This is a genomic window from Streptomyces sp. NPDC003635, assembly GCF_053587635.1.
Window position 1 is genome coordinate 204,615 of sequence record NZ_JBSFOK010000001.1, and the last position, 13,768, is coordinate 218,382.

Consider the following 13,768-nt stretch of genomic DNA (forward strand, 5'->3'; position numbering starts at 1 on the left):
GCGCGAGATAAGACGAGGAGGCGAGAGGATGAGCCGGCGTTCCGGGATCCTTGAGTTCGCCGTACTCGGCCTGCTCCGCGAGTCCCCGATGCACGGCTATGAGCTGCGCAAACGACTCAACACGTCACTGGGCGTGTTCCGGGCGTTCAGCTACGGAACCCTCTACCCCTGCCTCAAGACGCTGGTCGCCAACGGCTGGTTGATCGAGGAGCCGGGGAACGCCCCCGAGGACGCCCTCGCAGCGTCCCTCGCCGGCCGCCGCGCCAAGATCGTCTACCGGTTGACGGCGGAAGGTAAGGAGCACTTCGAGGACCTGCTCTCCCAGACCGGCCCCGACGCGTACGAGGACGAGCACTTCGCCGCTCGGTTCGCCTTCTTCGGGCAGACCTCGCGCGATGTCCGCATGCGCGTACTGGAGGGCCGCCGCAGCCGCCTGGAGGAGCGTCTGGAGAAGATGCGCGCCTCCCTGGCGCGCACCCGGGAGCGCCTCGACGACTACACGCTTGAGCTCCAGCGCCACGGGATGGAGTCCGTGGAGCGCGAAGTGCGCTGGCTGAACGAGCTCATCGAGAGCGAGCGGGCCGGGAGGGACCTCAAGGGGTCCGCCACCGGGGGGCCCGCTCAGCAGGACACCACACATGGATCGACGGGCGGCCTGCCCCGACCCGGGGACACCCCCGGGTCGGATACGCCCGACGACACCGCCACGTGAGCGCTCACTCAGAGCCTCACTCGTACACACAGGGAGCAACCGGAATGGGTTCGGTTCGCGTAGCCATCGTCGGCGTGGGCAACTGCGCCGCGTCGCTGGTGCAGGGCGTCGAGTACTACAAGGACGCCGACCCGGCGTCCAAGGTCCCGGGCCTCATGCACGTCCAGTTCGGCGACTACCACGTCGGTGACGTGGAGTTCGTCGCGGCCTTCGACGTCGACGCGAAGAAGGTCGGCCTCGACCTCGCTGACGCCATCGGCGCCTCCGAGAACAACACCATCAAGATCTGCGACGTGCCGCACTCCGGCGTGACCGTCCAGCGCGGCCACACCCTCGACGGTCTCGGCAAGTACTACCGCCAGACCATCGAGGAGTCCGCCGAGGAGCCGGTCGACGTCGTCCAGATCCTCAAGGACAAGCAGGTCGACGTCCTCGTCTGCTACCTGCCCGTCGGCTCCGAGGACGCGGCGAAGTTCTACGCCCAGTGCGCCATCGACGCCAAGGTCGCCTTCGTCAACGCCCTCCCGGTCTTCATCGCCGGCACCAAGGAGTGGGCGGACAAGTTCACCGAGGCGGGCGTCCCGATCGTCGGTGACGACATCAAGTCGCAGGTCGGCGCCACCATCACGCACCGCGTCATGGCGAAGCTGTTCGAGGACCGTGGCGTGCGCCTGGAGCGCACCATGCAGCTGAACGTCGGCGGCAACATGGACTTCAAGAACATGCTCGAGCGGGACCGCCTCGAGTCCAAGAAGATCTCCAAGACGCAGGCCGTCACCTCGCAGATCCCCGACCGGGACCTCGGCGAGAAGAACGTCCACATCGGCCCGTCCGACTACGTCGCGTGGCTCGACGACCGCAAGTGGGCCTACGTCCGCCTCGAGGGCCGCGCGTTCGGTGACGTCCCGCTGAACCTGGAGTACAAGCTCGAGGTCTGGGACTCCCCGAACTCCGCGGGTGTCATCATCGACGCCCTGCGCGCAGCGAAGATCGCCAAGGACCGCGGCATCGGCGGCCCGATCCTGTCGGCGTCCTCGTACTTCATGAAGTCCCCGCCGGTGCAGTACTTCGACGACGAGGCCTTCGAGAACGTCGAGAAGTTCATCAAGGGCGAGGTCGAGCGCTAAGCAGGCCGCTCCTCGAATCTGCTCCTGCCAGGGCCGAGAAGGGTCCCCGGGTCATACGGCCCGGGGACCTTCCCGTATGTGAGGCTGAGCCCCATGTCCGTCGCCCGCGACCTGCGCGTCCTGCTGCGTTTTCGGAACTTCAGGCGTCTGCTCGCCCTCCGGCTGCTCTCTCAGGGCGCCGACGGCGTCTATCAGGTCGCGCTCGCCACCTACGTCGTCTTCTCCCCCGAGAAGCAGACCTCGGCCGCCGCGATCGCCTCCGCGATGGCGGTCCTGCTCCTTCCGTACTCCCTCGTCGGCCCCTTCGCCGGAGTCCTCCTCGACCGCTGGGAACGCCGCCAGGTCTTCCTCTACGGCAGTCTCCTGCGCGCTCTGCTGGCATGCGCCACAGCCGTCCTGATGGTCAGCCAGGTCCCGGACTGGCTCTTCTACGCCTCCGCCCTGTGCGTCACCGCCGTCAACCGCTTCGTCCTGTCAGGCCTGTCCGCGGCCCTCCCGCGCGTGGTCGACGAGGAGCGACTGGTGATGGCCAACTCCCTGTCCCCGACGGCCGGAACGCTCGCGGCGACGCTGGGCGGCGGTCTCGCCTTCGTCGTACGACTGTTGGTGTCGGACTCCGACGCGGCCGTCGTGCTGCTCGGCGCGGCCCTGTACCTCTGCGCGGCGCTGGCCTCGCTGCGAATGTCACGGGATCTGCTGGGACCCGACCGGGAGTTGGTGCGGCCCGGGCTGCGCACGGCCCTGGCCGAGACCGCGCGCGATCTGGGATCGGCGGTACGTCATCTGGCCGCGCCGGCGCGCAGGGAGGCGACCTGGGCGCTGGCCGCGATGACCCTGATGCGCTTCTGCTACGGCGCCCTGCTGGTAATGCTGCTGATGCTGTGCCGGTACTCCTTCTCCACGACCACGGACGAGGGACTCGCCCTGCTGGGGCTGGCCTTGGGCATCTCCGGCTCGGGCTTCTTCGTGGCGGCCGTGCTGACACCGTGGGCGGCGCGGCGGCTCGGTCCTGGGCGCTGGATCGTGGTGTGCGCCGGCGTCGCCGCCGTGCTGGAACCGGCGTTGGGGCTGCCGTTCGCCACTGCCCCCATGCTGGCGGGGGCGTTCGTGCTGGGCCTGAGCACGCAGGGCGCGAAGATCGCCACGGACACCATCGTCCAGTCCTCCGTCGAGGACGGCTTCCGCGGCCGGGTCTTCTCCTTCTACGACGTCCTGTTCAACGTCGCCTTCGTCGGCGCCGCCGCGGTGGCCGCGCTGATACTGCCGCCGGACGGCCGCTCGGTGCCGCTGGTGGTAACGGTCGCCGTTATCTACGGAGTGATTGCTGTGGCTATGGCCCGCTTTGAGCGCCGGTAAGTGTCACATCAATGCCACAGAGCACCTCCTGACTACTGGTGTGTCAGTGGGGCCCGATAACTTACGTGAGTCTTATGCGCGCTCTGTTCGCGTCACTCACCCATGTTCCTAGGGGGACCCCCAAGTGACCACTCCGCCGCCCCAGGGCCAGAACCCGTTCGCTCAGGGCCAGAACCCTTACGCCCAGCAGCCCCAGGGCCAGGCCCCGTACCCGCAGCAGCCGGGCTTCCCGCAGCAGGGTGCGGCCCCGTACGCCCCGGTCCCGCCGGAGCAGCCCCGCCGCAAGCTCAGCTTCAAGACGATCAAGAACATCGTCATCGGCGTGGCCGTCGTCTCGGTCGTCGTCGGCGGCTTCATAGCCAGCCGGGACGACGCCAACACCGCCGCTGTGGGCGACTGCATGCACCGCGGCAGCACCGACGACAACAACCCGGACCTCGAGGTCGTGGAGTGCAGCTCCTCCGAGGCCGAGTACGAGGTGCTCGCCAAGATCGAGGGCTCGTTCAGCGGCCTGACGGCGGAGACGCAGTGCGAGTCCAAGGCGAAGGACTTCCAGTACGTCTACACCGAGTCCGGTGACGGCAGCGACTTCCTGCTCTGCCTGAAGGACTACAAGTAATAGGCAGTCAGCGAGAGGGGGCGGTGTTTCACGTGAAACACCGCCCCCTCTCGCATTCCCGGGGTCATGTTTCACGTGAAACATGACCCCGTTTCAGGCTCTCAGCCCTGCTGCTCGGCCCACCACTCCTTGAGTGCCGTCACCGCAGCGTCGCGCTCCATGGGGCCGTTCTCCAGGCGCAGCTCCAGCATGTGCTTGTAGGCGCTGCCGATCACCGGCCCCGGACCGACCCCGAGGATCTGCATGATGTCGTTGCCGTCGAGGTCCGGGCGGATCGCGTCGAGCTCCTCCTGCTCCTGGAGCTGGGCGATGCGCTCCTCCAGGCCGTCGTAGGCCCGGGAGAGGGCGGCGGCCTTGCGCTTGTTGCGGGTCGTGCAGTCCGAGCGGGTCAGCTTGTGCAGCCGGTCGAGCAGCGGGCCCGCGTCCCGCACATAACGGCGGACCGCGGAGTCCGTCCACTCCCCGGTGCCGTAGCCGTGGAAGCGCAGGTGGAGCTCGACCAGCCGGGAGACGTCCTTCACCAGCTCGTTGGAGTACTTCAGAGCCGTCATCCGCTTCTTGGTCATCTTCGCCCCGACCACCTCGTGGTGGTGGAAGGAGACCCGGCCGTCCTGCTCGAAGCGGCGCGTGCGCGGCTTACCGATGTCGTGCAGCAGCGCGGCCAGCCGGAGGGTCAGGTCGGGACCGTTCTCCTCCAGCGCCATCGCCTGCTCCAGGACGATCAGCGTGTGCTCGTAGACGTCCTTGTGACGGTGGTGCTCGTCGCTCTCCAGCCGCAGGGCCGGCAGCTCGGGCAGCACCCGCCCGCCGAGCCCGGTGTCCACGAGCAGCGTCAGACCCTTGCGAGGGTGTGCCGACAGGATCAGCTTGTTCAGCTCGTCCCGCACCCGCTCCGCCGAGACGATCTCGATGCGCTCGGCCATCTCCTTCATCGCCGTGACTACCTCGGGAGCCACCTCGAAGTCGAGCTGGGCCGCGAACCGTGCGGCCCGCATCATCCGCAGGGGGTCGTCGGAGAACGACTCCTCCGGGGTGCCCGGGGTGCGCAGCACCCGCGCCGCGAGGTCGTCGAGCCCTCCGTGCGGGTCGATGAACTCCTTCGCCGGCAGCGCGACGGCCATCGCGTTCACCGTGAAGTCGCGGCGGACCAGGTCCTCCTCGATGGAGTCGCCGTACGAGACCTCCGGCTTGCGGGAGGTCCGGTCGTACGCCTCGGACCGGTAGGTCGTGACCTCGATCTGGTAGCCGTCCTTCTGGGCGCCCACCGTGCCGAACGCGATCCCGACCTCCCAGACGGCGTCCGCCCACGGCCGCACGATCCTGAGGACGTCCTCGGGCCGGGCGTCGGTCGTGAAGTCCAGGTCGTTGCCGAGCCGGCCGAGCAGAGCGTCCCGGACCGACCCGCCGACCAGGGCCAGCGAGAACCCGGCCTCCTCGAAGCGGCGGGCGAGGTCGTCGGCGACCGGCGCGACCCGCAGCAGTTCACTCACCGCGCGGTGCTGCACCTGGCTCAGGACGTTGAGGTTGTCTTCGTTGGCGTTCGGCACAACAAAAGAGGGTACGTGGCCGGAACGGCCCCCAGCGCCTCCATTAAACGTGCACAAACCCGGTCCCCTTTATACGGGCACATACGGGACAGGCCACGGGGGTGGGCCGATCTTGTGGCGCAGTCCGCGGCACTTCCCCTCAGCGCGCATCGTTACCATGCGTGGACGCACATTCCGACGACCACTGACGACGACGAGGGACGGGCGAGCGCGTGGCCGAGGCGGCAGACTTCCAGGGGACCAGTGCCTCACCTGCCCGCCGGTGGCTGCGGCGCACCGGGGCACTGCTCGCCGGCGCCCCCCTGCTGGCGGGGCTCCTCCAGCTGCCCGCAGCGTCCCCCGCCCAGGCCGCCGAGACCGACGAGACGGTCGCCGTCGCTGTGGACTCGCTCACCCCGAGCATCCCCACGGACGGCGACACCCTGACCGTCTCCGGCACGGTGACCAACACGGGCAAGCAGGCCGTCAGCGACGCCCAGGTGGACCTGCGGGTGGGACAGGAGCTGACCACGCGCTCCGGCATCGACACCGCCGCCAAGGCCACCGGCTCACAGCCGGGCATCGACGGGCTGCCGGTGGGCGACAAGTACGTCGCGAAGTTCCCCAAGCTCACGCCGGGCGTCTCGGAGCCCTTCAGCATCTCCGTGCCGGTCGACGAACTCGATCTCGACGGCAACGGCATCTACCAGCTCGCCGTCTCCCTGTCCGGCGAGACCTCCGCACAGCCCTGGCCCCAGGTGCTCGGCGTCCAGCGGACCTTCCTGCCGTACCAGCCCGACGAGGCCGACACCCGAACGAAGACGACCGTGCTGTGGCCGCTGATCTCCACCGTCCACATGACGGCGCAGACGGGGTCGAACGAGTCGCAGACGCCGGTCTTCCGGGACAACGCCCTCGCCAAGGAGATCGCCCCGGGCGGCCGCCTGGAGCAGCTGGTCGCCCTCGGCAAGGACCTCGACGTCACCTGGGTGGTCGACCCGGACCTGCTGGCCTCCGTCGACGCCATGACCCGCAGCTACCGCATCCAGGGCGAGAACGGCACCACCACCGTCGGCACCCGTGCCGACCAGGATCTCGCCAGGCGGTGGCTCGCCGACGTGCAGGACGCGGTGGCGGACGACGAGGTCGTCGCCCTGCCCTTCGCCGACCCCGACCTGGCCTCCCTCGCCCACAACGGCACGAACGTCACCGGGTCCCTCGGGCACCTCAAGGAGGCGACCGACGTCGCCGCCGACACCGTCGACTCGATCCTGCACGTGGAGCCGACGACCGACTTCGCCTGGCCCGTGGACGGCGCCGTGGCCCCCTCGATCGTCAAGGTCGCCACGTCCGCCGGCGCGGACAAGGTGATCGCGCGCAGCGACAGCCTCCAGGAGACGGCCGGTCTGACCTATACGCCCTCGGCGGCCCGTCCCATTGGCGGCGGCACGACGGCCGTGGTCGCGGACGCCCGGCTGTCCACGGCGTTCCAGGGCGACATGACGAGGGCCTCCACCTCGACCCTCGCCGTGCAGCGTTTCCTGGCCCAGAGCCTGGCGCTGAACCTCCAGACGGACGACCAGCGCAGCATCGTGGTCGCCCCGCAGCGCATGCCGACGGCCGGGCAGGCCCGGGCGCTGGCGGAGGCGGTCACGGCCCTTCAGGACGGCGGCTGGACCGAGTTCCAGGACCTTACGACCACCGCCGCGGCCAAGCCGGACCCAGGTGCCACCACGAAGATCCCGTCGCGGTCCGCGTACCCCTCCGGTCTGCGCAAGCAGGAGCTGCAGCGGTCGGCCTTCGAGCAGATCGCGGCCACCCAGGACAAGCTCGACAGGTTCAAGGTGGTCCTCAGCGACGAGTCCCGGGTCGTGACCCCCTTCGGGCGGTCCATGAACCGCGAGATGTCCACGTCGTGGCGGGGCCGGGCCACCGAGGCGGCCGAGTACCGCGACGACATGGAGCGGTACCTGGAGTCCCTGGCCGAACAGGTCAGCCTCATCGAGAAGTCCGAGACCAAGCTCTCCGGGCGCAGCGCCACCATCCCGGTGACCGTGCAGAACAACCTGGTGCAGGGCGTCGACAACCTGGTCCTGCGGCTCACCTCGACCAGCCCGAGGCGCCTGAAGATCGGGGGCGCCACCTACGACGAGCAGCCGGTCGCGGTCTCGGGCGGACACAGCCAGACGGTGAAGTTCACCACCTCCGCCGAGGCCAACGGACAGGCCGAGGTGATCGCCCAGCTCTACACGGAGGACGGGCAGAAGTACGGCGACCCGGTCAGGTTCAACGTGAAGGTGACCGAGTTCACCGCCACGGTCATGCTGGTCATCGGCGGCGGCTTCCTCCTTCTCGTCCTCGCCGGCTTCCGGATGTACACGCAGCGCAAGCGGGCCGCCCGCGACGCGCGAAAGAGCGGACCCGACGGCCTCGGCGAGGCCGAGCAGGCGCCGGAGAACCCCGAGGGCGCCGAGGATCGTCCTACGGAGGAGTCCGGATCCGGTGCCGGGGCAGGCGCCCCGGAGCAGCCGAGTGACCTGACACCGGACACCCCAGCGGAAAGCGCCGACCCGTCCGGCACGGGTGAGAGAGTGGACCGTTGAGGATGTCGTGGCCGGTCGGCCCGGGACGATGAGGTGGGGTAACCATGAACGCGCCGTACGACGGTGACCGCGGCCAGGCCGCGGGCAGCTCGGGCTACCCCGAGGGCCCGCCGCCCGAGCACGGCCAGGTACCGCCGCAGCCCCCCGCGGACATGTACCTCCAGGACGCCTACGACCAGGACCCCTACCGGGCGCAGGACCTCTCGGCCCAGGACCCGGTCGCCGAGGCCCTCTACGACCGCGCCGCGCACCCCCCGCCGCCCCCCGGCACCTATCCTCAGCAGCCGCTCTACGCCCAGCCCCAGCAGTCGCCGTACGCCCCCGACCCGCACGTGTGGGCCCAGACCCCCGCCCCCGAGCCCGACGGCGCGACCCAGTACCTGCCGTACGGCGACGACCCGCGCACCACGCAGTACGTGGGCGTCGACGACCTGGTCACGCACTCCGCCGAGGAGCGGCAGGAGCCGGACGCCTTCGCGCACCTGTTCAGGGACCAGCAGCAGGGCGGCGCCCGCCAGCCCTACGAGCCTCCCTCGGTGCCGGGCCCCGCGGCGGCGCCCGGGCAGTACCAGCAGCCCCAGCAGGCCGCCGTGCCCGCGGCCGACGCGACCATGAACCTCGGCACCGCCCCCGTACCGCCGCCGGCCGCACCGGCACCCGCGGCCGCGGCTTCCCCGGCTCCGGCGAAGAAGGCCGGGAAGGCGGGCGGTTTGCTGAAGTCGAGCGCTGTGATGGCGGCGGGCACGATGGTGTCCCGGCTCACCGGCTTCATCCGCTCCGCGCTCATCGTCTCGGCGCTCGGCGTCGGTCTGCTCGGTGACACCTTCCAGGTCGCCTACCAGCTGCCCACGATGATCTACATCCTGACCGTGGGCGGCGGTCTCAACTCCGTCTTCGTGCCCCAGCTCGTGCGCGCGATGAAGGAGGACGAGGACGGCGGCGAGGCCTACGCCAACCGGCTGCTGACCCTCGTCATGGTGGCGCTCGGCGCGCTCACCGTGCTCTCGGTCCTCGCCGCGCCGCTGCTGATCCGGATGCTGTCCGACTCGGTCGCCAGCGACCCGGCGGCCAACGAGGTCGGCATCACCTTCGTCCAGTACTTCCTGCCCTCGATCTTCTTCATGGGCATCCACGTGGTGATGGGGCAGATCCTCAACGCCCGCGGGAAGTTCGGCGCGATGATGTGGACCCCGGTCCTCAACAACATCGTCATCATCGTGACCCTGGGCATGTTCATGTGGGTCTACGGCACCGCCGCCGACTCGGGCATGACGGTCACGAACATCCCGCCGGAGGGCCAGCGGCTGCTCGGCATCGGCGTCCTTCTGGGCCTGGTCGTCCAGGCGCTGGCGATGATCCCCTACCTGCGCGAGACCGGGTTCCGGCTGCGCCCGCGGTTCGACTGGAAGGGCCACGGCCTCGGCAAGGCCGTCACGCTCGCCAAGTGGACCGTGCTGTTCGTCCTCGCCAACCAGGCGGGCGCGATCGTCGTCTCCCAACTGTCCACGGCGGCGGGCACGGAATCGCCCGTCGACGGCACCGGCTTCGCCGCCTACGCCAACGCCCAGCTCATCTGGGGGCTCCCGCAGGCGATCATCACGGTCTCACTGATGGCCGCCCTGCTGCCGCGCCTGTCCCGCTCGGCTGCCGAGGACGACGCCGGGGCCGTTCGCGACGACATCTCGCAGGGCCTGCGCACGACGGCCGTCGCGATCGTGCCGATCGCCTTCGGTTTCCTCGCCCTCGGCATCCCGATGTGCACGCTGATCTTCGGCTCGTCGGGCACCAGCGAGGCCACCAACATGGGGTTCATGCTGATGGCCTTCGGCCTCGGCCTGGTCCCGTACTCCGTGCAGTACGTCGTCCTGCGCGCTTTCTACGCCTACGAGGACACGCGCACGCCCTTCTACAACACGGTCATCGTGGCGGGGGTCAACGCCGCTGCCTCCGCCGCGTGTTTCGTCGTTCTCCCGGCCCGCTGGGCCGTGGTCGGCATGGCCGCCTCGTACGGCCTCGCGTACGCGATCGGCGTGGGTGTCGCCTGGAGCCGTCTGCGCAAGCGGCTCGGCGGTGACCTCGACGGCGCCCGGGTCCTGCGGACGTACGCGAGGCTCTGCATCGCCTCGGTGCCCGCGGCTCTGCTCAGCGGCGCGGCCTGCTACGGCATCGGCAACGCCCTGGGGCAGGGCGTGGTCGGCTCGTTGGCCGCCCTGGTGGTCGGCGGAGCGGTCCTGCTCGGAATCTTCTTCGTGTTCGCCCGCAAGATGCGCATCGAGGAGCTGAACTCGCTGGTCGGGATGGTCCGCGGGCGTCTGGGGCGCTGAAGCGGGGGTACGCGCACAACCATCATCCGCCACCGTGTGTCGTGCATAGCGGCGGACTGTGGGCACAATTGGTCTCGGCGTCTCAGAGCGCGCAACGGATGGGGAGGCAGGAGCGACGGTGGCGGAACGGAGCACGGCTGCCGTCGACGTGGCAGACAACAGCGGCGACGAGTCGCTGACCGCACAGGCGGACCAGTCCACGTCCGACGGGGTGGTCAAGAATCGGGAGCGGGACACGGACACCGACGAGGCACAGGGGAGTGGCGGGACCGACGGTTCCGGGAAGGCCTCACCACCCGAACTGCACAGCGGCCACAAGCTCGCCAGACGCTACCGCCTCGAGGAGTGCGTTACCCGTCTGGACGGCTTCAGCAGCTGGCGGGCGGTGGACGAGAAGCTACGGCGTGCCGTGGGCGTCCACATTCTGCCCGCGGACCACACTCGGGCCCGCTCCGTGCTGGCCGCGGCCCGCTCCTCCGCGCTGCTCGGCGACCCCCGCTTCGTCCAGGTGCTCGACGCCGTCGAGGAGAACGACCTCGTCTACGTCGTCCACGAGTGGCTGCCCGACGCCACCGAGCTGACCACCCTGCTCTCCTCGGGCCCCCTGGAGCCGTACGACGGCTACCAGATGGTCTCCCAGGTCGCGGCAGCCATGGCCGCCGCGCACCGAGAGGGCCTCGCACATCTGCGGCTGAATCCCAACGCGGTGCTGCGAACGTCCTCCGGGCAGTGGCGGATCCGCGGACTCGCCGTCAACGCCGCGCTGCGCGGCATCAGTTCGGACACCCCGCAGCGCACCGACACCGAGGCGATCGGCGCCCTGCTGTACGCGGCGCTCACCCAGCGCTGGCCGTACGAAAGCGACGCCTACGGTCTCTCCGGGCTGCCCAAGGACGTGGGCCTGATCGCCCCCGACCAGGTGCGGGCCGGAGTGCACCGGGGCCTGTCCGAGCTGTCCATGCGCGCGCTCGCCAACGACGGCGCGACCGCCTCCCGCCACGAGTCCGCGTGCACCACGCCGGAGGAACTGGTGAAGGCGATCAGCGAGATGCCCCGCATCCGCCCGCCGGAGCCGACGTTCACCGCGCCCCCGGAGTATCAGCGCACGACGTACCAGCAGGGCACGTACGGCCGCCAGGCCCCGCACCCCGGTGCCACCCAGCCGGTGACGGTGCCGCCGCCCCCGCTCCAGAGCCGCACGGGCAGGGCGCTGAAGTGGGCCGTGTCGGCGCTTCTCATCGCCGCCCTGGGCCTGGGCAGCTGGCAGCTCGCGGACGCCCTGATGGACCAGGGAAAGTCCGACAACTCGAACCAGACGCAGACGACCGACGGGGACGACAAGAGCCCGAAGAAGCCGACGGTCGGCAAGCCGATCGCGATCCAGGAAGCCCACGACTTCGACCCGCAGGGCAGCGACGGCTCCGAGTACCCGGAGGACGTCTACAAGGTCTTCGACGACGACCCGAAGTCGTACTGGCAGACCAGCTATTACGAGGGCGCCAACTTCGGGAACCTGAAGCCCGGCGTCGGTGTCATCCTCGACCTCGGCAAGGCCCAGCAGGTCGGCAAGGTGACCGTCAGCTTCATGGGGAGCACCTCCGTCGATCTGCTCGCCGCCTCCGGCGACGCCGGCACGATGCCGACGTCCCTGGACGGCTACACCAAGGTCGCCGACGGCTCCGGCCAGACGGTGACGCTGAAGCCGGACGAGACACTCAAGTCCCGGTACCTGCTGGTATGGCTGACCGAGCTGCCGATACAGGCCGACGACGGCAAGTGGCGTGGCCGGGTGCTCGACGTCAAGGTCACCAGCTGAGGCTGCGAGGGAGGGGGTCCGATGGCAGACGGCACCGCATACGGCGACACGAGCGATCAGGACCTCCTGGCCCGCCATGTGGAGGGGGATCCCGACGCCTTCGCCGAGTTGGTACGCCGTCATCGTGACCGCCTCTGGGCCGTGGCCCTGCGCACCCTGGGCGATCGCGAGGAGGCCGCTGACGCCGTTCAGGACGCGTTGGTCTCCGCCTACCGGGCCGCCCACACCTTCCGTGGTCAGTCGGCCGTCACGACCTGGCTGCACCGGATCACGGTGAACGCCTGCCTGGACCGGGCCCGCAAGGCGGCCTCCCGCAAGACCTCTCCCGTCGACGACACCGAGCGGCTGGAGCAGCTCCTGGAGCCGCACGAGTCGGCCGCAGCGCCCGCAGAGCGCAAGGACCTGCACCGGCAGCTGCTGGAGGCCCTCGGCACCCTTCCGCCCGATCAGCGGGCCGCCCTCGTCTTGGTGGACATGCAGGGGTACCCCGTCGCCGAGGCCGCCCGCGTCCTCGACGTGCCCACCGGGACGGTCAAAAGCCGCTGCGCCCGGGGCAGGGCGAGACTGCTGCCCCTCCTCACCCATCTGCGGCCGGAAAAGGCCGGTGCCGGAAGAGCGGCGGGTCAGGAGCGGAACCACGAGGAGGGGACATCCGTCCCACCGGCAGCGGGACCGCATGCCGAGCGTCCGGGCGAGGCCGGGCCGAATGATTCAGCTGCTGTGAAGGGCGGAGGTGGGCGAGCGTGACGTCGACGACAGACACGGCCGGGCACCCGGAAGTCACCGAACTCTCCGACCTCAGCGAGGGCCTGTTGCCCACGACCCGGAGCACCGGCGTACGCCGGCACCTGGACCAGTGCGAGCTGTGCGCGGACGTCTACGCGTCGCTGGAGGAGATTCGTGGGCTGCTCGGAACACTGCCGGGTCCGCCGCGCATGCCCGCCGATGTCGCGGGACGGATCGACGCCGCCCTGGCCGCCGAGGCGCTGCTGAACGCCACGACTTCCAAGGAGGCCGCGGCCTCCAGTCCACAGAGCCTCGACGTCGGCACGCGTGTTTCACGTGAAACATCGGTCACCGCCGACCGTCCCGCGGGCCACGCCCGCACCTCGTCCTCCGGCCCCGGCCGCAAGGAACGCCGGCGGGGCGGACGCCGTCGCGTCGCCGTCCTCGGCACCGTCTTCACGGTTGCCGCCCTCGGACTCGGGTCCGCGCTGCTGGCGTCACTGAACGACGGCTCGTCCGACGAGGGGGGCGGTGGCCGGTCCACCGCCGCGGACACCTTCGCCGCGACCACACTGGAGAAGCAGGTCTCCGACCTGCTCGCCGAGTCGTCGACGGACGAGCGTCGCTCCCCCAACAGCAGCATGGGCGCTCAGTCCCATCCCCCCTCCAGGGAGCCCCACGTCTTCAAGCAGCCCACGGTCCCCGGCTGCGTCCAGAAAGGCATCGGGCGCGACGACCCCGCCCTCGCCACCGAGCAGGGCACGTATCAGGGCACCGACGCCCTGCTCGTGGTGCTGTCCGACGCCGACGACGCCGACAAGGTCACCGCCTACATCGTGGCCACGACCTGCGTGAGTGATCCATCCGTGGGCAAGGGCGAAGTCCTGCTGACCCACACCTACAGCCGCTGACCCACATCGGTAAGGCGTCGCCCCTTCGTGTGCCCGGACACAGCGGGA

The 13,768-nt window shown here is 70.0% G+C and carries 10 protein-coding genes; 9 read left to right on the forward strand and 1 reads right to left on the reverse strand.

Annotated features, from left to right (window positions below; genetic code table 11):
* Window positions 1-28: 28 nt before the first annotated feature.
* The 4 genes from ACWDRW_RS00995 to ACWDRW_RS01010 all read left to right on the forward strand — a co-directional run bounded on the left by ACWDRW_RS00995 (window position 29) and on the right by ACWDRW_RS01010 (window position 3,814).
* Window positions 29-712 carry a helix-turn-helix transcriptional regulator gene (locus ACWDRW_RS00995; protein WP_451718161.1) on the forward strand — a complete coding sequence of 228 codons (684 nt, stop codon included), beginning with the start codon at window positions 29-31 and terminating at the stop codon, window positions 710-712.
* 44 nt (window positions 713-756) lie between these two features.
* The gene (locus ACWDRW_RS01000; protein WP_451718164.1) at window positions 757-1,839 is read left to right on the forward strand and encodes an inositol-3-phosphate synthase; all 1,083 of its coding nucleotides are present in this window, start codon (window positions 757-759) and stop codon (window positions 1,837-1,839) included.
* 93 nt (window positions 1,840-1,932) lie between these two features.
* A complete protein-coding gene (locus ACWDRW_RS01005; protein ID WP_451718166.1) occupies window positions 1,933-3,195 on the forward strand; it encodes an MFS transporter in 1,263 nt (420 codons plus the stop codon).
* A gap of 124 nt (window positions 3,196-3,319) precedes the next feature.
* Entirely contained in the window at window positions 3,320-3,814 is a 495-nt protein-coding gene (locus ACWDRW_RS01010; protein WP_451718169.1) for an LppU/SCO3897 family protein, read from the forward strand.
* A gap of 101 nt (window positions 3,815-3,915) precedes the next feature.
* Here ACWDRW_RS01010 and ACWDRW_RS01015 read toward each other — a convergent pair whose 3' ends face one another.
* Complete coding sequence (locus ACWDRW_RS01015) at window positions 3,916-5,361, reverse strand: CCA tRNA nucleotidyltransferase (protein ID WP_451718171.1); 1,446 nt, start codon at window positions 5,359-5,361, stop codon at window positions 3,916-3,918.
* A gap of 212 nt (window positions 5,362-5,573) precedes the next feature.
* Between ACWDRW_RS01015 and ACWDRW_RS01020 the strand changes: the two genes are divergently transcribed.
* From ACWDRW_RS01020 to ACWDRW_RS01040, 5 genes are all read left to right on the forward strand, one after another.
* Window positions 5,574-7,943 carry a DUF6049 family protein gene (locus tag ACWDRW_RS01020; RefSeq protein WP_451718174.1) on the forward strand — a complete coding sequence of 790 codons (2,370 nt, stop codon included), beginning with the start codon at window positions 5,574-5,576 and terminating at the stop codon, window positions 7,941-7,943.
* Window positions 7,944-7,987: 44 nt separating this feature from the next.
* A complete protein-coding gene (gene murJ, locus ACWDRW_RS01025) occupies window positions 7,988-10,267 on the forward strand; it encodes a murein biosynthesis integral membrane protein MurJ (protein WP_451718177.1) in 2,280 nt (759 codons plus the stop codon).
* A gap of 118 nt (window positions 10,268-10,385) precedes the next feature.
* Complete coding sequence (locus ACWDRW_RS01030) at window positions 10,386-12,083, forward strand: protein kinase family protein (RefSeq protein ID WP_451718180.1); 1,698 nt, start codon at window positions 10,386-10,388, stop codon at window positions 12,081-12,083.
* 21 nt (window positions 12,084-12,104) lie between these two features.
* Window positions 12,105-12,830, forward strand: a complete 726-nt coding sequence (gene sigM, locus ACWDRW_RS01035) for an RNA polymerase sigma factor SigM (protein ID WP_451718182.1) — start codon at window positions 12,105-12,107, stop codon at window positions 12,828-12,830.
* Complete coding sequence (locus ACWDRW_RS01040; protein WP_451718185.1) at window positions 12,827-13,720, forward strand: hypothetical protein; 894 nt, start codon at window positions 12,827-12,829, stop codon at window positions 13,718-13,720. The genes sigM and ACWDRW_RS01040 overlap by 4 nt, the downstream gene beginning before the upstream one ends.
* Window positions 13,721-13,768: the final 48 nt, after the last annotated feature.